This window comes from Streptomyces sp. NPDC045470 (assembly GCF_040646595.1).
GTDB lineage: Bacteria > Actinomycetota > Actinomycetes > Streptomycetales > Streptomycetaceae > Streptomyces.
This window is the reverse complement of the sequence record NZ_JBEZAN010000007.1, coordinates 183369-206322: the sequence shown is the minus strand read 5'-3', so window position 1 is coordinate 206322 and position 22954 is coordinate 183369. Positions and strand designations below refer to the sequence as shown.

Genomic DNA, 22954 nt, shown 5'->3' with positions numbered 1-22954 from the left:
ACGCTGGTGCGCCTTCATAATGTCGGCATGTCCACCGCCGACGGCTGGGTGCGGTACTGGCGCGACGGCGACCGCCCCGTGGAGGCCATGCACGCGCACTTCTTCGACCACGTCTACCCGCCGCACAGCCACCACAGTTACTCCTTCGGCATCACCGACGCCGGTGCCCAGAGCTTCCACTGCCGGGGCGGCATCCACACCAGCGGCGCCGGCATGGTGATGGCCTTCAACCCGGACGAGGTGCACGACGGCTGGTCGGCGGCCGACCTGGGGTACCGCTACCGGATCGTGCACATCGGCCCGTCCGTGGTCAGCGACATGATCAGCGACGCCACCGAGGGCCGCACCGGCGCGCTGCCCCTCTTCCCGCACCCCGTGCTGACCGACCGTGTGCTCACCGACGCCCTCGCCCGGCTGCACGCCGCGCTCGTCGGCTCCACGAATCCGCTCGTCCGCGACGAGCGGCTGACCGCCGCCGTCACCGCCATGACCCGCCGCGGCGCGTCCGGGACGGCGTCCCCCGTACGGGCCCGGACACCGGCCGACCGAGCCCGCCGCCAGGCGGCCCACCGGGCCAGGGAGGTGCTGGACGAGGCGTTCTGGGAGCCGATGACCGCGGAGCGACTGGCGGCGGCCGCCGGGTGCAGCCGGTTCGCCCTCTACCGTGCGTTCCGCGCCGAGTTCGGTCTCGCGCCGAGCGACTACCAGCGGCAGTTGCGCCTGCGGCACGCGCGTGCGCTGCTCAGGTCCGGTGCCGCACCGGCCGACGCGGCCTCGGCCACCGGCTTCGCCGACCAGGCACACTTCAGCCGCTGGTTCCAGCGGGTGTACGGCATCACACCCGGCGCTTTCCGACGCGCGTGACGGGCCTCCCGACCGGGCCTGGACGCACCCGGCCGCCCCTGCCCGCGCCCGACGGTGGCCGGCGCGGCCGGCGGGCCCGGTCTGATGAACTGGCGGCATGACGTCATTGCTGCCCCGTCTCCTCCGGGCGCTCGACCGGTTCAACGCCACGCATCCCTGGGACCACAACGCCCACTTCCACCCGTGGATCCTGCGGCAACTCCCCCGGCGCCTCGGCAGTGCTCTGGACGTCGGGTCCGGCAGCGGTGACCTGGCCAGGCTGCTGGCCACCCGTGCCGCCACGGTGCACGGCATCGACCCCGACCCGGCGATCGTCGCCCGCGCGCGGGAGCTGACTCCGCCCGCGGACGCGGCCACCGTGACCTTCACGGTCGCTGACGCGCTCACCGGAATCCCTGGCGGACCGTACGACGTCATCACCTGCGTCGCCGTCCTCCACCACCTGCCGCTCGCCGACGCGCTCGCCGTCTTCCGCGACCACCTGGCTCCCGGCGGCACTCTGGTCGTCGTCGGTCTGGCCCGTCAGCAGACGCCCGTGGACCATCTGCTCGCCGCCGTGTCCGCCCCGCTCAACGCCGCCACCGGCCGGCTCAAGCACCGCGGCCGTACGGCACCCGCACCCCGGCCGGTCGCGATGACCGCCCTGACCCGCCCCGCGGACACCGGCTTCGCGACCATCGCCCGCGAGGCCCGCCGCCTCCTGCCCGGCGCCCGCCTGCGCCGCCGGCTGTTCTGGCGGTACACGCTCGTATGGCACGACCGCCCGCACGACCGTGTCCGGATGTGACAGGTAATCGTCATTGCGGTCACCGGCGGCTGCGGTGAGGATCGCTTCATGCCCACTGCGCACCGTGTCGTCATCGCGGTCTTCCCCGATGTCGATCTTCTCGACGTCACCGGCCCGGCCGAGGTCTTCGCGCTGGCCAACCGGGAGACCGGGGGCCGCGCCGGCTACCAGGTGCGCCTCGCCGGGCCGGCCGCGGGCGCGGTCCGCACGTCGGCGGGTGTGCGGCTGGTCGCCGACGTGGCCTTCGCGGACGTCGGCGAGCAGGTGGACACGCTGGTCGTACCGGGCGCGGTCGACATGACCGACGACGGCCCGGTGGCCCGTACCGATCCGGCTGTCGTGGCGTGGGTGCGGGAGACGGCCCCGTACGCCCGGCGGGTCGCGTCGGTGTGTGTGGGCGCGCATCTGCTGGCCGCGGCCGGGCTGCTGGGCGGGAAGACGGCGACCACCCACTGGTCGACCTCCGCCCAGCTCGCCGCCGACCACCCGGACGTCACGGTCGACCCGGACCCGATCTTCGTCCGTTCCGACTGCGGCCGGCTGTGGACCGGGGCCGGGATCAGTGCCTGCCTGGATCTCGCGCTGGCCCTGGTGGCCGAGGACCTGGGCGAGCAGACGGCCCTGGCGGTCGCCCGGCACCTGGTGATGTACCTCAAACGGCAGGGCGGTCAGAGCCAGTTCTCCGTACCGCTCAGCCGTCCGGCCGCCGAGCGCCGGGACATCGACGAGCTACGGCTGTGGATCTCCGACCACCTCGACGCGGACCTGTCCGCACCGGCCCTGGCTGCCCGGATGTGCCTCAGCGAACGGCACTTCGCCCGCGTCTTCAAACAGGAGACCGGCAGCAGTCCCGCCGCCTATGTCGAGGCGGCCCGGGTCGAGCTGGCCCGGCGCCTGCTGGAGACCACCGACTGCCCGCTCGACCAGGTCGCCGCCGCTGCCGGACTCGGCTCGGCGGAGACCCTGCACCGGGCGTTCAGGCGGCAGCTCGCCACCACTCCGGCGGCCTACCGCCGCCGCTTCCGTACCCGGGTCGGCTGACCCGCCACACCGTCTCACCCTCCGTTTCCCTCCCTGGCACGGCGAGGCGGAAGACGTCGCCCTGCCCTTCCCTTCCCTGCCGTCCCTTTTCCTTACCTGCCATGTCCTGACGAAAGGTTCCCGATGAACGCCAACACCCCGTCCACGCCCCTGCGCGACGTGATCGGGCTGGACGGCCGGCCGCCGCGGCTGAGCGAGTCCGCCCTGCTCATGATCGACTTCCAGAACACCTACCGCACCGGCGTCATGGCTCTGGAGGGCGCCGAGGAGGCCCTCGGGGCGGCCGCCCGCCTGCTGGAGCGCGCCCGTGCCGCGGGCACCCCGGTCGTCCACATCGTCAACGACGGCGGCGAGGGCACCCCGTACGACATCCGCGCCCACATCGGCGCCATCAGCGACCAGGTCGCGCCCGCCGAGGGGGAACCGGTCGTGGTCAAGCGATTCCCGAACGCCTTCCACGCCACCGAACTGGAGAAGACCCTGTCCGGCCTGGGCTTCGGGCCGGGCAGCGGCAAGGATCTCGTGCTGGCCGGCTTCATGACGCACCTGTGCGTCACCTTCACCGCACAGGGCGCCTTCCACCTCGGGTACCGGCCCACCGTCGTCGCCGACACCACCGCCACCCGCGCCCTCGCCGCGCCGGACGGCACCGTGCTGCCGGCCGCCGCCCTGCGGACCGCGGCCCTGACCACGGTCACCGACCTGTTCGGGCTCGTCGTTCCCACCGTGGACGGCCTGCCTGCCTGACCTTCGGTACGCGCGGTCGTACGGTCCCCACCCCCGTTCCCCGATCGGGGACCGTACGACCGCGCTCCCCCGTCCCCCGTACCTCCTTCCCCCGTCCCCTCGGACCGCCGTTCGCGTTACCGGCGCGGCTCACTCCCGTACGGCGCGGAAGCGGAACCTTCCCTTCCCGAGGGTGACTTCGGCCGGACCGAACCCGGCGGCACGCAGCCGCCGCGGCAGGGTCTCCGGCGGGACGGGCACACAGGTGTCGCCCAGGTGCAGCAGACGGAAGACCGTACTCGCACAGCCGTCACAGCCGGCGAAGACGCCACCGGGACGCAGCACCCGCCGGGCCTCGGCGAAGAGCCGGTCCTGCTGCTCCGGGGACGGCACATGGTGCAGCATGGTGAAGCACACGACGGTGTCGAAACCGCCGTCGGGGAACGGCATCGACGTCCCGTCGCCGTGCACGACTTCGACCCGCCCCGCGTATACGTCCTGAAGTTTCTTGGCGAACTCCGCGTCGACTTCGAGGACACTGAGGTGACCCGGTGCGCGGCGCGCGAGGACGCGCGTGGTGGCACCGTAACCGGGACCGATCTCCAGGGTCTCGGTGCCGAGTTCGACTCCGTCGAGGGCCCAGGGCAGCAGATTCTGCTCAACCCCTCGCGCCCACCTGCCGGAACTGCAGATCCACTGGTGCAAGCGATTCATGGAGGCCATGCGGCGATGCTAGGAAGCGCGGACGACGTCCACCACGAGGTAGGGGGACACATCCTGTCGCGATACGGACGTCTCGTCCCCGGGGGCGGGGGCCCGGAAGCGGCGGTGGTCGTCGGCACTTTCGTGGTCCCCGACGGCCAGTGGTACGGGCGGCACTGGCATACGACGCACCAACTGGCCTGGGCGGAGAAGGGAGTCATCGCCGTGCGCGCCCGGGGCAGCACCTGGGTCCTGCCACCGACCATGGCGCTGTGGATACCGGCCGGCGTCGAGCACGCGACGGGGGCCACGGGTCCGGTCGCGGGCCACAGCCTGTACTACGTGCCGGACCGCTGCCCGGTGCGCTGGACGGCCCCGACCGTCGTCGGCGTCTCGCCCCTGCTGCGCGAGTTGATCGGGTATCTGGCGGACGACAGCCTGACGGCGTGCGCCCGGGAGCGCGCGGAAGCGGTCGTCCTCGACCAACTGCGGCCGGTGTCGGTGGCGACGGTGCTGGCGCCGCTCCCCCGCGACGACCGGGCGCGCCGCGTCGCGGATGCCCTGCGCAGGCGTCCGTCGGACGGCCGGACCCTGGCCGAGTGGGGCGCGGAGGTCGGGGCCAGCGCGCGGACGCTGGCCCGTGTGTTCGCCGCGGAGACGGGGATGCCGTTCGGCCAGTGGCGTACCCGGGCCCGTCTGCAGAGCGCGATGCCGCTGCTGGCGGGCGGTGCGACGGTGGCGGCGGTGGCGTGCCGGGTCGGGTACGCGTCACCGAGCGCGTTCGTGGCGGCGTTCCGGCGCGTGGTCGGGGTGCCGCCCGGGGTCTATTTCTCGCCGTGAGTCGGGCGGATTCTCGCTGTGAGACAGGCGGGTCTCCGCCGTGAGCAGGCGGTTTCTCGCGGCCCGGCGACGGGGTTCAGTCGCGCGGTACCGGGCGGAAGGCGAGCAGGGCGATGTCGTCGGCGCTGTCGGCGCTCAGCGCGATGAGCAGTTCGTCGCAGAAGACGTCGAGGGGTTCGTCCGCCAGGGCGGCGGCGTGCCGGCGGAGCCGGTCCATGGCGTGGTCGAGGGACTCGTCGCGGCGTTCGATGAGGCCGTCGGTGTAGAGCAGGACGGTGGCGTGCGCCGGGATCGGGTCGATGGCGCCCGGTCGGGGCATGTCCGGTTCCATGCCCAGCAGCAGTCCTGAGCCCGCGTCGAGGTAACGCGTGTCGCCCTCTCTGGTCGTCAGCAGCGGTGGCAGGTGCCCGGCGGAGGAGTGGTTGAGCTGCCAGGGCCCGTCGGCAGGGCCGGTCACCAGGCCGTAGATGCAGGTGGCGGTGGCCTCCTCGGACAGGCTGTGGTTCGCGATGTCCAGGCGGCGCAGCACCTCGTCGGGCGGTTCCTGGCGGTCGATGGCGATGCCGCGCAGCATGCTGCGCAACTGGCTCATGGCGACGGCGGCCTCCAGGTCGTGGCCGGTGACGTCGCCGATGACCACGGCGGTCCGGTCGCCGGGGACTACGAAGCTGTCGTACCAGTCGCCGCCGATCTGCGCGGTGGTGGACGAGGGCGCGTAGCGGGCGGCCATCCGCAGGTGTGCGATCTCGGGGAGTACGGGCAGCAGGGAGCGCTGGAGGCGCTCGGCGATGTGCCGGGTCTCCTGGTAGAGGCGGGCGTGTTCCACGCCGAGGGCGAGGCTGCGGACCAGGTCGCCGATGAGGGGCAGCGACTCCTCGGTGAACGGCCGTTCCCCGTCGGTGCGGATCAGTGTCAGGGCGCCGAAGACGGCCCCGCGGGTCCGCAGCGGGGCGATGACCGCGCTGTTGGCCCCGACCCGTTCGAACAGTTCGCGGTCGTGGACGTCGAGCGGGCTCTTGACCTGGCTCGGCTCCGGGCCCTCGGTGAGCAGCAGCGGTCCGGCGCCGCGCAGCACCCGGGCCAGCGGCCCCCGTGCCGCGCCGGTCACCGGGGGGAGCCTGCCCGCGTACGCCGCGGCGGGCAGTTCCGTGGAGCTGTGGTGCGCGACGCAGAACCGCTCCAGCAGTTCACCGTCGTCGAGCAGGTCCACCAGGCACCAGTCGGCCAGCCGCTGCGTGAGGATTTTGCAGACCCGCTGGAGGCCCTCGTCCAGGTTCGGGGTGCTGCTCAGCGACTCGCCGATGTCGGCCAGCAGCCGGCGTTCCCGGGCCGGTCCGTCGGGCTCGTCACCGCCCGCTCCCGTGACGCGCTCCGGATCGTCCGGCAGTTCCGGTCCGCCGGGCGGCTGCGGGAAGATCGCCTGGCTCTCCCCGGAGGCGGCGAGAGGCGCGGGGACGGGCGGGGCGGTCCTGGGGGCGAGCTGGGCGACGTAGACGGTACGGCCGTCAGCCGTCACCTGGGTCTGGATGAACAGCCGGACAGGGACCTGCCTGCCGTCCCGGTGGAGCGCCGGAAGCGGTACCGAGCGGCCCAGGATGCGGGGCTGACCGCTGAGCAGCAGGCGGGTGAAGGCCGTCACGTGACGGTCCCTGAGGTGCTCCGGGATCAGTACGGTGAGCCGTTGGCCGACCAGCTCGTCCTCCTGCCAGCCGAGCATGTCGGCGGCCGGTCCGTTGGCCACGATGATCCGGTTGTCGTCGTCGGCCGCGATGGTGGGCACCCTGCTCGCCCATACCTGGCTGGCGTCCCAGGGCACCAGTTCCGAGGGGCTGGCGCTCGGCTCGCGGGGCACCATGGTCCACGCAGTGGGCGGGCCGCCGGTGAGCTGGCCGGTGATCTGGTCGAGCAGCCACCGGCGGAAGGCGCGGTTCTGGGGAAGCGACGGCCAGGTGAGGAGGCGTTCGTCCCGGGCCGCCTCCTCGGCCGCGTCGAGCACCCGGCCCAGGATGCGTACCGCCCGTACGACGCCCGCCGGGAGGGAGACGCTCAGGGAGTGGACGTGGGCCACCGACGTCTGTCCGGCCAGCCCCGCCGACACGCCCGCGCTGATCGCGTGGTTCGCGTCGTGCGCGGCGGCCAGGTCTTCCGGGTCCACCCCGGTGTCCGCTCCGGCGAACGCGGCCAGGGTCAGCTCCCGCAGCAGTGCGTGCCGGTGGTGCTGGGACGCGAGGTACAGCGTGCCGGGCAGGTCGACGAGCGTCACCGTACGGGTCGGGCCGCAGGACGGCGCGGCGGTCGCCCAGGTGGAGGGCGGTGGGGTCCGCCCGTCGGGCCACAACTCGAACCACACCGTCTTGCGCTCGCCCCCGGCGTCGACGCCGTACCGGGAGGCCAGGTGCCCGACGACCGCCAGTCCCTGTCCCGGACCGGCGTACGGGGCGGACTCCCCCGGCACCGGCCGGTGGCACGGCCGGCCGTCGCCGACGCCGACCCTGACCACGCGGTCGCGCACCCGGGCCGTCACCTCGGCCTCCGTGCGCGCGTGCAGCACCGCATTGGTCATCAGCTCGCTGACCAGCAGCTCGGCGGTCTCCACCGCGTCCGGCGCGCTGTCGGCCAGGACGGCCCGCACGAAGTGCCGCGCCCGCCCCACACTCTCCGGCCGCGGCGGGAACCGCCGCGAGGACGCCGCCCCCGGCTGACTGATGTGGTCCATGCCGTCAGTGTGCGGTACGCGGCTGCCCGCGGTGCTGCGCTTCGGAGGTATCTCGTCAACGTGCGTGCCGGAATCCATCAACTGGGCGAGGGGGCGCCTGACCGCCTGCCGGGTCCGCGGAGTCGGGCGGGGGCGCCGACGCCGGGCCGGCCCCGTGGCTACTCACCGGGCGCCGTACGCCACGGCTCGGGCACGGTGTTCCGGACGGTGGCCGTACCCGACTGCGCCGGAACCGTCGGGGCCGCCCTCGCCTTGGCGACCGCGGCCCCCAGTTGCCCCTGTACCGCTTCGGGCAACGCAGCCCCCTGAACGCTGTCGACCAGGTCTTGAGCGAGACGGTGCAGTTTGATGTTGGTGTTCTGGGAAGCGCTGACCAGGACGGACCAGGCGGCCTCCGGACTCAGGGTGAAGGTGGCCATCAGGATGCCCCGGGCCAGGTCGATGGCCGGGCGGGTCTGCATCGCACGGCGTAGCTGCGCGACCTCCGTGGGCAGGTTCCGGGAAGCGTCATCGTGCGGTGCCGGGGCATCGATCGCGGAGAACGTCGGGTGTTTGCCGTCCGGAGCAGGATGCGGGGCGCTGTCCGAGGCGGCGTGCGGGACATGGTTCGAGTCGTGGCCCGAGTGGGGGTGCGGGACAAGGGCCAGGCCGGGAGCCGGGGGCGGCTGCGGAGCCGGGTCGGGATGCGGCTCCGGCGAGACGAACAGGCCGCGCGCCTCCGTCAGCTCCAGCAGCCGCTCGACCGCGCGGCTGCTGGCGACGATGACGACGGTCTTGCCCTGCGCGGCAGCCCGCCGGCGCAGCCTCAGCAGCATGTTGAGACCGGAGCAGTCGCAGAACGTCACCGCGCCGAGGTCGAGGTCCACGCCCCGGGACGAGCGGTTCAAGGCGTCGTGCAGTCCGCTTTCGACCTTTCCGCAGGCGGCCAGGTCCAGTTCTCCGTGCACCGCCACCGCCGCGCGGTCGCCACAGTGCGAGGCCTCGGTCCGCGACAGGCTCGGGGTCCACGCGGCCGGCGGGCCGCCGTTCCCGTTGCCTTCAGCGGGGCCCTCGGGGAGGCGCGCCCGGTGAGCAGCTTCCGGCATGGCCTTCCCTCCCATCGTCATCGGCTCGTCCGCCGTCCATCTCAGGCTCACCCATCGACAGACACACGTCAACTAATACACGAAAATCCTTGCGTGTATCGAGACGCGTGAATGTTCGGTCGGTAGAGTTGGGGCATGGATGGACTGACCGAGTCGAACAACGGGGTGCCCGAACCGCACAGCGGCTGGACATTTGTGACCAATCACGCCCGGGTACTGGCCGCTATCGCCGACAATCACACCGCCCGTATCCGTGACATCGCGGCGCACTGCCGGTTGACCGAACGCGCCGTCCAGAAGATCATCTCTGACCTGGAGCGCGACGGTTACCTCTCGCACACCCGCGAGGGCCGCAGCAACACCTACCGGATCGACCCCGGCAAGGTGCTGCGCCACCCGGCCGAAGCGGGCCTGACCGTGGCGTCCCTGCTGTCCCTGCTCGTCCAGGACGAGCAGGACCGCACCCCGCAACCCGACGACCGCCGCCACCCCAGCACGGCCTGACGGACGGTGACAGGAGGGCCGCCAGCCGGGGCGCAGCGGCCGGCGAGCCGACGGGCCGTCCGGCCGGGGGACGCCGCAGCGTGGAACAGCGGTCGCGCAACGGTCGCGGCGGAGCCCGCGTACAGCCCTACGCCTTCGCCGCCGACCGGCGCAGGAACTCGATCCCCTGGTCCAGGGCCGCTTCCAGGTGCTCCAGGCTCCCGGTCGTGAGGTGAATCAGCACGCCCCCCTGAATACCGGCCAGCAGGGCCCGTGCGCCGCGCTCGGCGTCCAGGGCGGGGTCGATCTCACCCTGGTCCTGCATGCTGCGGATGCCGGCGGCCAGCTCGGCCTGCCACCGGGCGTAGAGTTCCCGCACCACGGCCCGGGCCCCCTCCGTCGTCGGACCGAGCTGCCCCATGACGGCGTTGAGCGGACAGTTGGGGCCCTGCCTGCGGTAGCGCTCGACGACCTTGTCGCGCCAACTCCGCCAGGCGCTCCAGGAGTTCAGCGACGCCAGTTCCGGCTGCTGGTCGCTGAGCACGCCGGACGCCTCGTAGCGGGCCACGGCCAGCAACAGCTCGTCCTTCCCGCCGGGAAAGTAGTGGAAGAGCTGGCTCTTGCTGGTCGCGGTGCGCTGCATGACATCGTCCAGCGTCAGGGAGAAGACGCCCAGCCGGCGCATCTCGGACGCCGCGCCCTCGACGATGCGCTGCCGGGTGGCGGCGCCCTTGCGGGTCAGCGGCATGGCGGTACTCCCTGTCGTCGGAGGCCGGATGGGGGGGTGCAGCAGTCAGGGTACGAGCAGGAGCTTGCCCGTGGTCCGGCGGGATTCGAGGTCGGTGTGGGCCCGCGCGGCGTCCGACAGCGCGTACCGCCCTCCGATGCGAGGAGTCAGCCGTCCCTCCCGTACCAGGTCGAAGACCTCCCCGGTGTGCTGGACCAGGGCCGCACGCGTGGGGACATGGTGGTGCACCACGGGGTACGTCAGAAAGGTGCTGTCGGGGAGGTCGGTCGGAGCGATGGACGGGACGCCCATGAACGGCCCGTAGTAGGCATGGACTCCGTGGGGACGCAGCGCCCGTTGCGAGGAGCGGAACGTCGCGGTACCGCCCCCGTCGTACACCACGTGCGCGCCCTTGCCGTCCGTCAGATCCCTGACCCGGCCTTCGAAGCCCTCGCCGCGAGAGACCAGGACATGGTCCGCGCCGGCTTCCCGCGCCGCGGCCGCCTTCTCCTCCCGGGACACCAGCCCGATCACCCGGCCACCGCGAGCTTTGATCATCTGCGTCAGCAGCAGTCCGACACCGCCGGCCGCGGCGTGCACGACAGCGGTGTCCCCCGGCCCGACGCGGTAGGTCCCGGTGGTGAAGTGGTGAGCCGTCAGGCCCTGCATCATGACCGCGGCCGCGGTCTCGTCGGACACCTCGTCGGGCACCTTGACCAACGAATCCTGCGGAACGGCGAGCAGTTCGGCATAGCTGCCCGCGTGGTAGAACCAGGCGACGCGGTCACCTGGGGCGAAGCCCTCGACGCCCGCTCCGAGGGCTGTCACCCGGCCCGCGCCCTCGACGCCGAGAATCGCGGGAGCGGCCCAGCCGGGTCCGCCGGCCGTCCGGGCTCCGACGTCCATGAAGTTCACTCCGGCGACGGCGAGCCGCACGAGCACCTCGCCTTGCCCAGGGGCCGGGTCCGGTAACGCGGTCCACGTCATGACCTCGGGGCCGCCGTGCCGGTCCATACGGATCGCGTGCATGCGGATGTCCTTTCTCGCGGGTGGGGAACTCGCGGGCGGTGAAGGGGAATCGCTCGCGGGCGGGGCGGGATGCCCGCACCGTCGACCGTCAACTGCGGCGCAGCGTAGGACGGTGAAAATGGACCCGCAAGTCCAGTTTTGCGGGCGGTGGCCCCTGCGCGGCAGGCCCGGCGCCGGTTCGGCGGTGTACGGCGGTCCGGCGCCCGCCGGGCCGGTCGTGCACGCCTGCCGCGTACGGGTGTTAGCCTGGCGATGAACTGATCTCGGATCGAGGAGACGTAGCTGTGGCGGGTGACGACGACATCTCCGGGTGATACCCGGACCTGACGGCCGCCGGCCGGTGCGCGGACGCACCGCCGTGGTGGCTGCCTTGTCGTGCCCTCCTGCCCGCTCTCCGGGCACCGGTGTCTGCCGGGCCCGTCGTGTTTTCCGAGGTATCCCCATGTCCGACGCTTCCGTCGTCTGCTCGAACCTGTCCTTCTCCTGGCCCGACGACACCCCCGTCTTCCAAGACCTGTCCTTCACCGTGGGCGCCGGCCGTACGGGGCTGGTGGCGCCCAACGGCTCCGGCAAGAGCACCCTGCTCAAGCTGATCGCCGGTGAGCTGCGCCCCGCCGCCGGGTCGGTCACCGTCTCCGGCACCCTCGGCCACCTCCCGCAGAGCCTCCCGCTCGCCGCCGGCCTCACCGTGGCCGAGGTGCTGGGCGTCGCCGAGGTGATCCGGGCCCTGGACGCCGTGGAGTCCGGCGACGTGGACGAGAAACACTTCGCGACCATCGGCGACGACTGGGACATCGAGGAGCGCACCCGCGCGCAGCTCGACCGGCTCGGTCTCACCGAACTGACCCTGGACCGCGGCCTGAGCACCCTCAGCGGCGGTCAGATCGTCTCGCTCGGCCTGGCCGCGCAGTTGCTCAAGCGGCCCGACGCCCTGTTGCTCGACGAGCCGACGAACAACCTGGACCTCGACGCGCGGCACAAGCTCTACGACGTGCTGGAGGACTGGAACGGCTGCCTGATCCTGGTGAGCCACGACCGGGCGCTGCTCGACCGCATGGACCGCATCGCCGAGCTGGAGCCGGGCGCCCTGCGGCTGTACGGCGGCAACTTCACCGCGTACGAGGAAGCCGTACAGGCCGAACAGGAGGTCGCCGAGAAGAACGTCCGCAACGCCGAGCAGGAACTCAAGCGGGAGAAGCGGGAGTTGCAGCAGGCCCGGGAGCGCGCCGACCGCCGTGCGAGCAACGCCTCGCGCAACCTCAAGAACGCGGGGCTGCCGCGCATCTTCGCCGGGAACATGAAGCGCGGGGCCCAGGAGTCGGCGGGCCGGGCGGGCCAGATGCACGCCTCCCGGGTCAGCGAGGCCAAGGCCCGGCTGGACGAGGCGGGCCGTGCCGTGCGCGACGAGCAGCGCATCACGCTGGATCTGCCCGACACCAACGTGCCCGCGGGGCGCAACCTGTTCCTCGGTGAGGGCCTGCGCGTCAGCCACGGCGAGCGGCAGCTGTTCGCCGACGGCGGGGTCGACCTGACGATCCGGGGCCCCGAACGCATCGCGCTGACCGGCCCGAACGGCGCCGGCAAGACCACGCTGCTGCGCCTGTTGCAGGGCGGCCTCGAACCCGACGCGGGCCGGATCAAGCGGGCCGACAGCCGGATCGCGTACCTCTCGCAGCGCCTGGACGTGCTCGACCTCTCCCGGACCGTGGCCGAGAACTTCGCCGCGTTCGCGCCGCACCGTACGGCGGCCGAACGGATGAACCTGCTCGCGCGCTTCCTCTTCCGGGGCTCCCGGGCGCATCTCCCGGTCGATGTGCTGTCCGGCGGCGAGCGGCTGCGCGCCACCCTGGCCTGTGTGCTGTGCGCCGAACCGGCCCCGCAGTTGCTGCTCCTGGACGAGCCGACGAACAACCTCGACCTGGTCAGCGCCGGGCAACTGGAGAGCGCGCTGGCGTCCTACCAGGGCGCGTTCGTGGTGGTCAGCCATGACGAGCGGTTCCTCGCCCGGGTCGGGATCGACCGGTGGCTGCGGCTGGCCGGCGGCGAGCTGCGGGAGACGGCGGCCCCCGAGGTGTGAGGCGGCGGAACGGCCTCGGCCCGCGTCCGAGGTGTCCACCCGGCGGGCCGCCCACCGCTCCCACTTCAGGAGGACCACCATGCCCCGCGCCGCTCTGCTCGCCCACGACCTGGTCCGTACGCTGGGGACCCGCCGGGTCCTCGACGGCGTCTCGCTCACCGTCTCCCCGGGCCGGTGCGTCGGCCTCATCGGCGAGAACGGTGTCGGCAAATCGACCCTGCTGCGCCTGCTCGCGGGCGTGGACCAGCCCGACGCCGGCCAGGTCACCCGCCCGCGGGACCTCGGCTTCCTGCACCAGGAAATGCCGTTCGACGGTGCCACGACGATCGCGCGGGTGCTGGACGACGCCCTGCGGGAGACCCGCGCCGACCTGGCCGAACTGGACCGGCTGACCGGGCTGCTCGCCGGCACACCGGACGACCACCCCGGCCACGCCGAACTGCTGGACGCCTACGGGAAGCAGCTCGAACACGCCCAGGAGAGCGAAGCCTGGGACGCCGACCGGCGGGCCGCGATCGTCCTCGACGGGCTCGGTCTCGGCGGGCTGGGACACGACCGGACGCTCGGTTCGCTGTCCGGCGGGCAGCGCGGCCGGCTGGCACTGGCCGCGCTCCTCGTCCGCCGACCGGCCGCGCTCCTGCTGGACGAGCCGACCAACCACCTCGACGACGAAGCGGCCGCCTTCGTGGAGGAACAGATCCGCGCGCTGCCCGGCGCCGTCGTGGCGGCCAGTCACGACCGGGCGTTCCTCGACGCGGTCTGCACCGACCTGATCGATCTCGACCCGGCGGTGAACGGTCCGGTTCGCTTCGGCGGCAACTACAGCGCCTACCGTGCCGAGAAACGGGCGGAGCGCGAACGCTGGGAACAGCGGTACGCGGCGGAGCAGGAGGAACTGGAGGCGCTGCGCCGCTCGGCCGGGGTGACCGCGCGCCGCGTCGCCCCGGACCGCGGGCCGCGGGACCACGAGAAGATGGGGTACGGCCACCGGGCCGGCCGGGTGCAGCAACAGGTCTCCCGGCGGGTACGCAACGCCGCCCGTCGGCTCGGCGAACTGGAACGGACGCAGGTCGGCAGGCCGCCGAAGCCGCTGCGCCTGCACGCCGGGGCGCTGACCGGCGTGCCGGTGGACGGTGCTCCGGCGGAGAGCGGTCCGGTGAGCGGCGGTCGTCCGCCGGGCAGCGCTCCCGTGGACGATCCGCTCGTCGCGCTGCGGGACGCGCGGGTGCCCGGTCGGCTGGACATCGCGCGCCTGGACGTCCTCGCCGGGGACCGGCTCCTGGTCACGGGAGACAACGGGGCCGGGAAGTCGACCCTGCTGTCCCTGCTGGCCGGACGGCTCGACGCCGAGGGCGGGGGCGCGGTGCGCAGACGGCCCGGCCTGACCGTGGGCCTGCTGGCGCAGGACACCGTGTTCGAGCGCCCGGACCGCTCGGCACGCGACACGTACACCCACGTGCTCGGTGCCGAGCGGGCCGAGGCGGTCCCGCTCGGCGCGCTGGGACTGCTGGGCGTCCCGGATCTCGACAAGCCGGTGGGGCAGTTGTCGGCCGGCCAGCGCCGCAGGCTCGCGCTGGCCCTCTTGGTGGCACACCCGCCGCACCTCCTGCTGCTCGACGAGCCGACGAACCACCTCTCGCCACGTCTGTGCGACGAACTGGAGGACGCCCTCGGCGCCGGGCCGGGCGCGATCGTCGTGGCCAGCCACGACCGGTGGCTGCGCGGGCGCTGGACCGGCCGCCGGCTGCGCCTGCGCTCCGGCCGCCCGGCGCCCTCGGACGGCACGGAGAGCAGGGACGGCACGGAGAGCAGGGTCGACACGGACGACACGGACGGCATGCGCGGCACGGGAAGCACGTACGACACGGAAGGCAGGTTCCGGCCCGGTGCCTGCGACCGGTGACGCGACGCGCCTTGCCGCACCGCTCGTCACCCGCCAGGATGGTGACCGTGAACACCGACCACGTCTTCGTCTGCGGGCATCCCGCCCTCGACTTCGCCGCGACGCTCCGCGCCCGGCGCACCGTGCGCTTCGAGATGTTCGCGACGCCGGAGCGGCTGGCCGCGTGGTGCGTGGAGTCCGGGCTGGTGGATTCCGTGACGCCTGCCCGGCCGTCCGACGTGGAGCGCGCGAAGTCCCTACGGGAGGCGGTCTACGAGCTGATCACCGCGCGACGCCTCGGCGAGCCGTTCGGTGCCCGGGCCTTGGACGTACTGAACAAGGCCGCACGGAAGCCCTCCGCGGCGCCACAGCTGACGAGCGCCGGCCGCCGCACCGACGCCACCCCCGAGGAAGCGCTGTCCGCCGTGGCCCGCCTGGCGGTGGAGTTGCTGAGCGGGCCGGACGTGCCGCTGCTCAAGGAGTGCGGGAACCCCGAGTGCACGCGTGTCTACATCGACCGTTCCCGGGGCGCGCGGCGGCAGTGGTGCGGCATGGAGTCCTGCGGCAACAAGATCAAGGCCGCTGCCTACCGGGCGCGCAAGAGGGGCGCGCCCGCCACTACCGCACGCTGACGGCACCAACCGCTGCCCAACAGTGCCCGGATGGGCAGCCCGTCAGGTCTCAGCTCCCCCAAGGTCCCGCCGACACCGCCGCCCGACCCGTACCGGCACACTTCCCCCGGAGGACGGTCTGCTGCGGGTCGCTGCGCTGCCGCACGACATCGGCCACCTGCCGACGAGTCACACCTTGGAAGGCGTGACGGGGCTCAACCACCACGCCGTCGGCCTGGAGTTGCCGCGGGCCGCCCTGGTCCGGCCGGTCCTGGAGCAGCACGGAATCGACGCCGAAACCGTCGTCGCCACACCGGGCGGGCGTCCCCCGTCGTCCCTCACCCACCGTTCCGGCATCCAGGACGGAGCGGTGTCGACCGACCGTGGGGCCGCCGTGCTGCTCGTCGGCCTGGTGTGCGCGGAAGCGCGGCTGCACACCTCGTGGGACAGCGTGGGCCCGGTCTCGGTGGTCCGGCGTCCGGCCCGCCGGCTGCTCGACAGTACGGGCCTCACCCCCGTGCGGCTGGCCCGCATGACGGACCCGGAGCTGTGATCCGCGTTCGACTCCTGCCCGGCCACGCGGTCGGAGAGCATCATGATCCGGTATGAGCCGCATCGGTTGCGGGTCGGGACCGGGCCGGGCACTCAGGAACGTTCGGGACGGGCTTCACCTTGCGCAAGATCTACAATTCGGCGCCCGTGGTGGCGGGGCAGCGGGTCGTGGCGGCCGCGCCCGAGCTGGACGCCCTGCGCTCGTTGCCCCTTGCGTTCCACGTCGGGTGGAGCTGAGCACCGGCTTCGGCGCACGACCCACCGGCCTTACCAGGCACCCGAGTTGCCGGGTGCACCCCCGGCTCCGTTCCGCCCCACCCGACACCGCCGCACCCGTCACACCCTTTTACCGTCACCCCCTTGACCGGTGACGCGACGCCTGCCAGAGTCGTTCCACACCCGCCCCTACGGAGGCCCGCGATGAACACCGGCAACACGACGGACACCTCGACAGCGGCCCGGCAGGCCAAGTTCGGCACGCTGCCCGAGCGCATCCCGTTCGAGGACATGGTCACGGAGCAGCCCTCACCGGAGAGCCGCGCGCAGCACACACACCACCCCGAAGGCTCGTGGAACCACTTCTCGTGCCTGGCCCTGGACCTCGGCCTGTAGGCGCCCGACCTCCGTTGACAAAGCGGAACGCCGTTCCATATCGTAAACGGAACAGCGTTCCGCTTCGGTTGGTGCCGTAGCCGGACGCGTCCGCCCGCCTCTTCCCGTGTCCGCCCGACGCGGCCACCGGCAGCGGCTCTTGAAGGGACATGCGCCTCATGAATGCAACGAGTTCCCCGGTCGGCACCTCCGGCTCCCCCGCCCCCGTCCTCTCGGTCGGCCCGGTGACGCTGCCCGTACCCGGCCGGGCCGTGGACCTCCAGCTACGGATCTCCGCGCCGGTGACCGGGAGCGACCTGCCGGTCGTCCTCCTCTCGCACGGCCAGGGCCCCTCCCACCACCTTTCCTCGCTGAACGGCTATGCGCCGCTCGCCAACTTCTGGGCGGCGCACGGCTTCGCCGTGATCCAGCCCACCCACCTCAGTTCCAGGACACTGAACCTGGACCCCGCCACCCCCGGCGCGCCCCTGCACTGGCGCTCGCGGGCCGAGGACATGCGGCACATCCTCGACCGGCTCGACGTGCTCGAAGCGGCGGTCCCGCAGCTTCCCGGGCGCCTGGACCGCGACCGGATCGCCGTGGCCGGGCACTCGATGGGCGGGCACACCGCGAGTCTGCTGCTCGGCGCCCGGCTCACCGACCCGGACGACGGAACGGTGGTCGACCTGAGAGAGCCCCGGATCACGGCGGGTGTCCTGCTCGCCGCACCCGGCAGGGGCGGCGACGCCCTCACCGAGGCCATGGCCGAGGCGCTCCCGTTCCTCGCGTCCATGGACTTCTCCGGGATGACGACGCCCGCCCTCGTGGTCGCCGGCGACCAGGACGACTCCTCCCACCTGACGGTCCAGGGCCCCGACTGGCACGCCGACCCGTACGTCCTCGCCCCCGGCCCCAAGTCCCTGCTCACCCTGTTCGGCGCGGAGCACGGTCTCGGCGGGGTCTCCGGGTACGACGTCGCCGAGACCACGGACGAGAGCCCCGAGCGGGTGTCCGCGGTGCAGCGGCTCACCTGGGCCTACCTGCGGTCGCAGCTCTACCCCGGGGACTCCGCCTGGGAGGCGGCGTGCGAGGCGCTGGCGTCCGGCCCTGACGCGTTCGGACGGGTCGAGGCCAAGTAGCGGGACGGTGCGCCGGCTTTCAGCGCGGTGACGACGGCCGCGGGGTCCTCGGCGTAGAAGCGGAAGGCGCGGGCCTCGGCGGGTTTGCCCAGGGCGCGTACGAAGCTCACCGGTTCGGTGAGTTCGACGAGGACCGTCGTCCGGCCGGCCACGGCCATGTCGGCGACACCGTTCTCGTCCACGACGGCCAGCTTGCCGTCCGGGAACTTCTGTTCCCGGCGGACGGCTGCCACCCGGCCGGCGGGTATGCGGATGTCCAGCAGGGCACCGTAGCGCAGGCGCAGCGAGCCGTCGGCGCCGACCACGTGCGGGCGCACCACGCACGAGGCGTGCAGGGCGATGACGAAGTAGCAGCCCCAGATGTCGAGGACGAGCGTCACGGCGTGCACCACCGGCCACGGGATCAGGAAGGCCAGCCCCACGGTCTCGACGACGCAGACGAACAGGAAGCCGTACATGGTCGCCGTCTGCCCCGGCGCGTACGGGACGAGCAGGTCGCCGTCGCGCACCCCGTGCGGGCCGCGGCGGGTCACCCAGCGCAGGAAGCTGGTGGAGAGGAACACCTCGTGGGCGGTCAGCTTGCGCACCGCCGCCGGGACGGCGTCGGCGATCGCGGCGACGAAGGCGGCGCGGTGGCCGAGCCCGGCGCGGCGGTGGCGGCGGTGGTCGAGGGCGATCAGCGCGGCGGCCGCGGCCGCGAGCGTGAGCACGGCCAGCTCGGTGGCCAGCCGGACGGCGGGGGCGATGCGCACCCCGCCGGCCACGCACAGGACGAGTATCAGCTCGCCGGGCACGAGCGCGGCGAAGGACCGGCGCACAGCCTTTCTCAGCGTCTTCACCCGGCACGCTCCTTGAGCAGTTCGATGGCGCGGTACACGGCGGCGGCCTGGGCGGGGGTGAAGTCGGAGAAGAAGGCGTCGGAGAACCCGTCGCCCTCCTCCGCGTCGCCGTCGGCCGGCAGGCTCATCGCCCGCAGCGCCTCGTCCGGGATGCTGTCGACGATGGCCCGCGCGGTCAGCTCCACCCGCGGGTCGTTCTCGGCGGCCCCGGCCAGCTCGTCCATCCGGGCATAGACCTCGTACGCACGCCGCATCGCCGCCGGATCGGCCCGGAAGGCATGCATCAGGCCGTCGAACCAGCCGCGGTCGCCGCCCGGTGCTCCGGTCTCCAGCAGGGCGAGGAGCTGCCGTTCCTTGGCCGCCATCGCCGGCTCCGGTCCGGGTACCTGCGCCGAGGCGCGGGCCATGGCGTCGAAGACGGCCGCGAGCTCGGGCGAGACGGGGGCCTCGTCCGGCAACCGGCCGGTCCGCTCGGCCTGTTCGAACAGCCGGGCCAGGCGGGCGCGGCGCTGCCGGATGGCCTCCTCCTGGCGCGCCAGGTCGGCGTCCAGCTCGGTGAGGATCTCGATGAGGTCCTTGCCCGCGTCGTCCGCCAGCACGTCCTTGACCTCGTCCAGGCTCAGGCCGAGCTCGACCAGCCGCCGGATCCGGGCCAGCTCGATGGCGTCGCGCAGCGAGTACTCGCGGTAGCCGTTGGGCTGCCGCGGCGGCTCCGGCAGCAGCCCGGTGCGGTGGTAGTGCCGTACGGCACGGGTGGTGACGCCGACGATGCCGGCGAGTTCTCCGATGCGCATGGCTTCAGTAGAAACGTTGTCGCTGCGACAAGGTCAAGCGGCGCGGTACGGCGCGCCCAGACGGTACTCCGCCCGGTCCTGCCAGCGCCGCCCGTCCCAGACGATGAGCTGGACCGCGCGTACGGAACAGCTCAGCGGCAGCGCGGGGGCCAGCTCGGCCTGCAACGCGCCGTACGCGGCCTCCTGGGTCGCGGGGCCCTCGTGGTTCGCGATCGTCAGGTGCGGGGCGAGTCCCGCGCCGAATATCCCGCGGTACGGCACGGCTTCCGGCCAGCGCCGGGTGAGGTCCTTGGTCAGCGCGGTCACGGGGTCGTGGGGCCACGGGTCGAGACAGAGCACGCCGGGGTAGCGGCCGAACGAGTCGAAGGTCAGCGTGAAGGCGTCGTGCCCGGCGAAGAGGCGGGTGAGGTCGTGCCGCGTCGTGGCGTCGATGCGGCTCTCGTGCACGAACGGGTACAGCACGGTCACGTGGGCGGGGAAGCCCGTACGGACCAGCGGGTCGGCTTCCGGGACCTTGATCGTGAGGGCGGTGTCGCCCGGTATGTCCGGCCAGCCGGTCGCCGCGGGCTCGCTCCCGGACTGGTCCGCGTCTGCCGCGGCCGGCGTATTCACCTGCGCCTGGGCCGGTGGCTCCCGCCGCGCCTCTGCCTCTGCCTCTGCCTGCGCCTGCGCCTGCGCTTCCGCCTCTGCGTTCATCACGCGTCATGATCCCATCGGCGGGACGCCTCTCCTCCCCCGGGCGGCTGCGGGCGTTGGCCGGAACGATGTGCTGGATTCGCCGACGTGCCATGGAAACCTTGGGAGGACCGACGAGCGAGAGAGGCCCTGGCATGACCAAGACCCGCCTGCCCGTGGAGCCGCTGCCCGCAGAGCCGTCGCCCGTGGAGCCCCCGTCTGTGGAGCCGCCGTCTGTGGAACCGAGCGATGCGCGGCTTCCCGATCTCACCGGCCTGCCGCTCGGCGAGTTGTCGGCCCGTACCGGGCGCCCGGTGCTCAGCACGCTGCTGCCCGGCGTGCGCGAACGCATGGACAGCTCGGACGTCGTCGCGTTCTACGACGACGCGCCCCCTGAATGAGGGAAGCGGGCCGGCCCGTTCCCTCCCGGCGGCGCGTACCGTTCCGGCAGTTCGTGCTCAAGGTGCACAGCAGGTGCAACCTCGCCTGTACCTACTGCTACGTGTACGAGGGGCCTGACCAGAGCTGGCGCGAGCGCCCTGCCCGGGTGGCCGAGGAGACCGTACGCCGCACCGCGGAACGGATCGCCCAGCACGTCACCACCCACGGGCTGCGGTCGATACGGGTCGATCTGCACGGCGGGGAGCCTCTTCTCCTCGGTCCCGCCGCGCTGATCGGCCACGCGCGGGCCGTCCGGGACGCCCTGCCCGGAGACTGCGCCGTCGCCGTCTCGGTGCAGACCAACGGCACGCTGCTCACCGCGGACGCCGTGCGGCGGTTCAGCGCGGCCGGCGTCACCGTCGGACTGAGCCTCGACGGCGGCAGTGCCCGGCTCAACCACCGGCGGGTCGACCACGCGGGCCGGTCCTCCTGGCCCGCGGTACGGCGGGCAGCCGGTCTGCTGGCCGGCGCGCCGGCCGCGTACGGGGGCATTCTGTGCACCATCGACGTGGAGACCGACCCCGCCGAGGTCTACCGGTCGCTGATCGCGCTGGAGCCCACCACCCTCGACTTCCTGCTCCCGTACGGGAACTGGAGCGAGCCGCCGCCCGGCATCGGCCCGTTCGCCGGGCCCGCGGGCCGGGCGGCGCGTGCCGTCCCGTACGGCGCCTGGCTCACCCGGGTCTTCGACCTGTGGTGGGACACGCCTCCGGGCCGCCGGCCCGTCCCGGTCCGTCTGTTCGGTGAGATCGTGGCGCTGCTGCTCGGGGCGGCGAGCAGGTCCGAGACGGTGGGGCTGTCCCCGCTGGCCGTGGTGGTGGTCGACACCGACGGTTCCCTCCAGCGCCTCGATTCCCTCAAGACCGCGTATGCGGGCGCGCCCGACCTCGGGATGGACGTCTTCCGCCACGACTTCGAGGACGCCCTGAACCACCCGCACACCGTGGTCGCGCAGGCCCGGGGGCCGGACACGCTCTGCGGAAGCTGCCGCCGCTGCCCCGTCGTCGGCATCTGCGGGGGCGGCAGGTTCACCGACCGGTATCTGCGCGGCTCCGGTTTCGGTCACCCTTCGGTGTACTGCGCGGATCTGGAGTTCCTGATCCGCCACATCGGCGAGCGGCTTCAGGAGGAGGTACGAGGGGTGCCGGGCCAGCCGATGCGCCGGTGAACCCCCTCATGCACACGGCAGTTCGCCGATCTCGGCGAGCACGTGGTCCACGTGCGGACGTACCCGCGCCCTCAGGTCGTCGCTCCAGCTCTCCTCGGAGTACCGGCGGGTGAGGTACAGCTCCCTGGCGTGGCGCAGGACCGGGCGGTGCCGGGGCGGGAGGTGGCCGAGGGCCCAGTCGGCGGCGGCGTCCTTCGTCCTGATCGTGCCGGTGGCGAGGGTGGTCCAGATGCGCGCGAGGGTCAGTACGACGTTGCGGGTGTCGCTGTCCACGTCGTCCAGCAGGCCGGGGATGCCCTGCACGCTCGCCCGTGCCACGTCCGCCCACGGTACGGGGTCGAGAACCTGTGCCGGGGGCGGGCCCGCGAGGGGGTGGTCGCCGGCCAGCGTCATGGTGACGAGCAGGGCCAGATCCGGCATCGGTTCCGGCTCGGGGACCGCACCGGCCGCGTACGCGTCGCGCAGCCACTCGCCGTAGAGGAAGTCGCCGGTCGGCGGGTAGCGCCACGGGCGTACCTCGTCCTGGACGACGACGGTGAGTTCGACCGGGCGGGCCCCGCCCGTGAAGCCCGAGATGCCGCGCAGCCCGTCGAGGAGGGCGCGTCGTTGCCGTGCGGTCGTGCGCCGCCGGGAGACGACGAGGACGTCCAGGTCGCTGGCCGGACGGAGGCCGCCGAGCACGGCGGAGCCGTGCAGGTAGCTGCCGACGGCCGCTGGGCCGAGGACGTCACCGATCAGTGCCACGATCTCCCGTTTCTGGTCCATGGCCGCAGTATCGACGCCGGGGGCGGCCGCGATGGCGCGCCGGCGCCGAGTGGCCGGAAACCGCCTGCCCGAGCCCCCCGTCCTCGGGCAGGTTCTTCCTCACCGGGGCTGCTGTCCGCGAGCGGTTGTGCCGCTCCGCCGAGCAGGCGGCCGGCCGGGCCCTCCGCATGCGGGCCGAGGCGGCGGAAGCCGGACTCCGGGCCGCGGACCTGTTTCGCGAAGCCGACTGCCCGGACGTCGGGGCATCGGGGCGCCCCTGGCCCGTCCCGGAGCGGATACGCCACGACGTCACCATCCGTCACGGTCTCGCCCGGGACTGCGAGAAGGAGCTCCACGATTCCGATCCATCACGAGGCGTGCGACTGGCCGCACAGCGAGATGGTCGCCCTGCTGCGGTTGAAGGTGCTCGCGCTGTCGTAC

Annotated in this window: 23 protein-coding genes; 14 read left to right on the top strand and 9 right to left on the bottom strand. The window is 73.0% G+C overall.

Features of this window, described 5'->3' with window-relative positions:
• Positions 1-27 precede the first annotated feature (27 nt).
• The 4 genes from AB0A97_RS21920 (at position 28) to AB0A97_RS21905 (ending at position 3439) form a co-directional block, all read left to right on the top strand.
• Positions 28-864 carry an AraC family transcriptional regulator gene (locus tag AB0A97_RS21920; protein ID WP_361152454.1) on the top strand — a complete coding sequence of 279 codons (837 nt, stop codon included), beginning with the start codon at positions 28-30 and terminating at the stop codon, positions 862-864.
• Between the two features lie 97 nt (positions 865-961).
• Positions 962-1651, top strand: coding sequence for a class I SAM-dependent methyltransferase (locus AB0A97_RS21915; protein WP_361152452.1), 690 nt, complete (start codon positions 962-964; stop codon positions 1649-1651).
• Positions 1652-1699: 48 nt separating this feature from the next.
• Positions 1700-2692 carry a DJ-1/PfpI family protein gene (locus tag AB0A97_RS21910; RefSeq protein ID WP_361152449.1) on the top strand — a complete coding sequence of 331 codons (993 nt, stop codon included), beginning with the start codon at positions 1700-1702 and terminating at the stop codon, positions 2690-2692.
• 123 nt (positions 2693-2815) lie between these two features.
• Complete coding sequence (locus AB0A97_RS21905) at positions 2816-3439, top strand: cysteine hydrolase family protein (RefSeq protein WP_361152447.1); 624 nt, start codon at positions 2816-2818, stop codon at positions 3437-3439.
• 129 nt (positions 3440-3568) lie between these two features.
• Here AB0A97_RS21905 and AB0A97_RS21900 read toward each other — a convergent pair whose 3' ends face one another.
• Positions 3569-4141: a class I SAM-dependent methyltransferase gene (locus tag AB0A97_RS21900; RefSeq protein WP_361152445.1), complete on the bottom strand. Its 573-nt coding sequence runs from the start codon at positions 4139-4141 to the stop codon at positions 3569-3571.
• Between the two features lie 6 nt (positions 4142-4147).
• Between AB0A97_RS21900 and AB0A97_RS21895 the strand changes: the two genes are divergently transcribed.
• Positions 4148-4960, top strand: coding sequence for a helix-turn-helix transcriptional regulator (locus AB0A97_RS21895; RefSeq protein ID WP_361152442.1), 813 nt, complete (start codon positions 4148-4150; stop codon positions 4958-4960).
• 76 nt (positions 4961-5036) lie between these two features.
• On the opposite strand, the gene AB0A97_RS21890 is transcribed toward AB0A97_RS21895, so the two are convergent.
• Positions 5037-7676, bottom strand: coding sequence for a SpoIIE family protein phosphatase (locus tag AB0A97_RS21890; RefSeq protein WP_361152439.1), 2640 nt, complete (start codon positions 7674-7676; stop codon positions 5037-5039).
• Between the two features lie 158 nt (positions 7677-7834).
• On the bottom strand, positions 7835-8761 hold the full coding sequence (locus AB0A97_RS21885; RefSeq protein ID WP_361152436.1) for an ANTAR domain-containing protein: 927 nt from the start codon (positions 8759-8761) through the stop codon (positions 7835-7837).
• 135 nt (positions 8762-8896) lie between these two features.
• On the opposite strand from AB0A97_RS21885, the gene AB0A97_RS21880 reads away from it, so the two are divergent.
• Entirely contained in the window at positions 8897-9265 is a 369-nt protein-coding gene (locus AB0A97_RS21880) for a helix-turn-helix domain-containing protein (protein WP_361152433.1), read from the top strand.
• Between the two features lie 127 nt (positions 9266-9392).
• Here the strand turns inward: AB0A97_RS21880 and AB0A97_RS21875 are convergent, their stop codons facing one another.
• On the bottom strand, positions 9393-9992 hold the full coding sequence (locus AB0A97_RS21875; RefSeq protein ID WP_361152431.1) for a TetR family transcriptional regulator: 600 nt from the start codon (positions 9990-9992) through the stop codon (positions 9393-9395).
• Between the two features lie 45 nt (positions 9993-10037).
• Positions 10038-11000 carry a quinone oxidoreductase gene (locus tag AB0A97_RS21870; protein ID WP_361152428.1) on the bottom strand — a complete coding sequence of 321 codons (963 nt, stop codon included), beginning with the start codon at positions 10998-11000 and terminating at the stop codon, positions 10038-10040.
• Between the two features lie 442 nt (positions 11001-11442).
• On the opposite strand from AB0A97_RS21870, the gene abc-f reads away from it, so the two are divergent.
• From abc-f to AB0A97_RS21840, 6 genes are all read left to right on the top strand, one after another.
• Positions 11443-13077 carry a ribosomal protection-like ABC-F family protein gene (abc-f, locus tag AB0A97_RS21865; RefSeq protein WP_361152426.1) on the top strand — a complete coding sequence of 545 codons (1635 nt, stop codon included), beginning with the start codon at positions 11443-11445 and terminating at the stop codon, positions 13075-13077.
• Between the two features lie 79 nt (positions 13078-13156).
• Positions 13157-14980, top strand: coding sequence for an ABC-F family ATP-binding cassette domain-containing protein (locus AB0A97_RS21860; protein ID WP_361152424.1), 1824 nt, complete (start codon positions 13157-13159; stop codon positions 14978-14980).
• Positions 14981-15027: 47 nt separating this feature from the next.
• Complete coding sequence (locus tag AB0A97_RS21855; protein WP_361152421.1) at positions 15028-15591, top strand: CGNR zinc finger domain-containing protein; 564 nt, start codon at positions 15028-15030, stop codon at positions 15589-15591.
• Between the two features lie 184 nt (positions 15592-15775).
• Positions 15776-16123, top strand: a complete 348-nt coding sequence (locus tag AB0A97_RS21850) for a hypothetical protein (RefSeq protein WP_361152419.1) — start codon at positions 15776-15778, stop codon at positions 16121-16123.
• A gap of 419 nt (positions 16124-16542) precedes the next feature.
• Positions 16543-16734: a hypothetical protein gene (locus AB0A97_RS21845; protein WP_361152417.1), complete on the top strand. Its 192-nt coding sequence runs from the start codon at positions 16543-16545 to the stop codon at positions 16732-16734.
• A 158-nt stretch (positions 16735-16892) separates the two neighbouring features.
• Positions 16893-17852 carry a chlorophyllase gene (locus AB0A97_RS21840; RefSeq protein WP_361152414.1) on the top strand — a complete coding sequence of 320 codons (960 nt, stop codon included), beginning with the start codon at positions 16893-16895 and terminating at the stop codon, positions 17850-17852.
• Here AB0A97_RS21840 and AB0A97_RS21835 read toward each other — a convergent pair.
• From AB0A97_RS21835 to AB0A97_RS21825, 3 genes are read right to left on the bottom strand one after another with little or no spacing between them, the layout of a single operon-like run.
• Complete coding sequence (locus AB0A97_RS21835) at positions 17768-18691, bottom strand: hypothetical protein (protein ID WP_361152411.1); 924 nt, start codon at positions 18689-18691, stop codon at positions 17768-17770. The two genes, AB0A97_RS21840 and AB0A97_RS21835, sit on opposite strands and share 85 nt — an antisense overlap.
• A complete protein-coding gene (locus AB0A97_RS21830; RefSeq protein ID WP_361152408.1) occupies positions 18688-19485 on the bottom strand; it encodes a MerR family transcriptional regulator in 798 nt (265 codons plus the stop codon). Before AB0A97_RS21830 ends, AB0A97_RS21835 begins: the two co-directional genes overlap by 4 nt.
• Before the next feature lie 33 nt (positions 19486-19518).
• On the bottom strand, positions 19519-20181 hold the full coding sequence (locus AB0A97_RS21825; RefSeq protein WP_361152406.1) for a 2'-5' RNA ligase family protein: 663 nt from the start codon (positions 20179-20181) through the stop codon (positions 19519-19521).
• Positions 20182-20315: 134 nt separating this feature from the next.
• Between AB0A97_RS21825 and AB0A97_RS21820 the strand changes: the two genes are divergently transcribed.
• Positions 20316-20561 (top strand): YxD-tail cyclophane-containing RiPP peptide, encoded by a 246-nt coding sequence (locus AB0A97_RS21820; protein ID WP_361152403.1) that lies wholly within the window; start codon positions 20316-20318, stop codon positions 20559-20561.
• Positions 20558-21769: an FxsB family cyclophane-forming radical SAM/SPASM peptide maturase gene (locus tag AB0A97_RS21815; RefSeq protein WP_361152400.1), complete on the top strand. Its 1212-nt coding sequence runs from the start codon at positions 20558-20560 to the stop codon at positions 21767-21769. The genes AB0A97_RS21820 and AB0A97_RS21815 overlap by 4 nt, the downstream gene beginning before the upstream one ends.
• A gap of 6 nt (positions 21770-21775) precedes the next feature.
• Here the strand turns inward: AB0A97_RS21815 and AB0A97_RS21810 are convergent, their stop codons facing one another.
• On the bottom strand, positions 21776-22534 hold the full coding sequence (locus tag AB0A97_RS21810) for an aminoglycoside adenylyltransferase family protein (RefSeq protein ID WP_361152397.1): 759 nt from the start codon (positions 22532-22534) through the stop codon (positions 21776-21778).
• Positions 22535-22954 lie beyond the last annotated feature (420 nt).